This window comes from Bartonella queenslandensis AUST/NH15 (assembly GCF_000312585.1).
Taxonomy (GTDB): Bacteria; Pseudomonadota; Alphaproteobacteria; order Rhizobiales; family Rhizobiaceae; genus Bartonella; species Bartonella queenslandensis_A.
The window spans coordinates 1-931 of sequence record NZ_HE998133.1; the positions used below are offsets into that span (position 1 = coordinate 1).

Here is a 931-nt window from a genome sequence, read left to right on the forward strand (position 1 = left end):
AAGTTTCCGATCAAAATAACCATAACAAACGGGAGCTCCTGTTTGTCCTGAGGCGATCAAAGCCCCTAAAGAGATTGCGTCCCTATGTTCCAATTCAACCTTGTCTTGCTTATCCTTATGAAGAAAAACCCCTTTGATTTTTGCAGAGCTTTCAATATGAGGGGTATCTGGTGCACCATAGATACTTTTCCTCTTCTCTGTATTAAAAACAACATCCATGCTTTCGTTAAAGTAAAATCTTTCCCTTTCACAAAAGCGAATAGCCGCTAAAATACTTTCCTGTATCTGATGAAGATACTCATCCGTTACGTCATCGATTTCGTCCTGAATAATCGACACAAGCCTGGAAAAGGTTGCCCTTTGTTCAATAACATCCTGCCCATCTTGTATCGGACCGCCCGTCATAACCCTGATATAGTGACGTGACATTTTAACACCTTCTAGTTGACATTCTATATTTGTGTACTATAATGCACTAATGATAAATATTTATAAGACTAAAAAATTTGATCTTTGGTTTAAAAAATTCAAAAATACAAATGTTGAAATTATCATTCTTCAACGTATTGCACGCCTAGAAGAAGGTCATTTGGGTGATGTTAAATTTTTTAGTGGCATAGGTGAATTGCGTATCCACTATGGTGCCGGTTACAGAATTTATTTTACCCAAAAAGGCTCTGATATTATCCTTTTGTTATGTGGAGGAAATAAATCAACACAACAAAAAGATATTGAACAAGCATTAAAGTTAAAACAGGAGTACCGTTATGAAAGCGACCCCATTTAAAATCGAAGAATATCTTGAAACTGCTGAGAAACAACAAATGTTTCTCAATGAAGCCTTCAAAACTGGTGATGCGTCTCATATTTCTCACGCCATTGGTATTGTTGCGAGAGCTCAAAATATGAGTGCCTTAGCAAAAGAAACAAA

2 protein-coding genes and 1 pseudogene are annotated in these 931 nt (G+C 36.5%); 2 read left to right on the forward strand and 1 reads right to left on the reverse strand.

Going from position 1 to position 931, the window contains the following annotated elements; genetic code table 11:
• Nucleotides 1–429 (reverse strand): annotated as a pseudogene (locus tag BN338_RS09620) (hypothetical protein); the annotation flags it as partial.
• Nucleotides 430–478: 49 nt separating this feature from the next.
• On the opposite strand from BN338_RS09620, the gene BN338_RS09625 reads away from it, so the two are divergent.
• Complete coding sequence (locus BN338_RS09625; RefSeq protein WP_039761746.1) at nucleotides 479–787, forward strand: type II toxin-antitoxin system RelE/ParE family toxin; 309 nt, start codon at nucleotides 479–481, stop codon at nucleotides 785–787.
• Nucleotides 768–931, forward strand: a 164-nt coding sequence (locus BN338_RS13370) for a helix-turn-helix domain-containing transcriptional regulator (protein ID WP_039761748.1), incomplete at its 3' end; no start/stop codon positions are given. The genes BN338_RS09625 and BN338_RS13370, both read left to right, overlap by 20 nt.

Coding starts and splice junctions, on each gene's coding strand:
- BN338_RS09625 (WP_039761746.1), top strand. CDS start 479: ATGATAAATATTTATAAGACTAAAAAATTTGATCTTTGGTTTAAAAAA.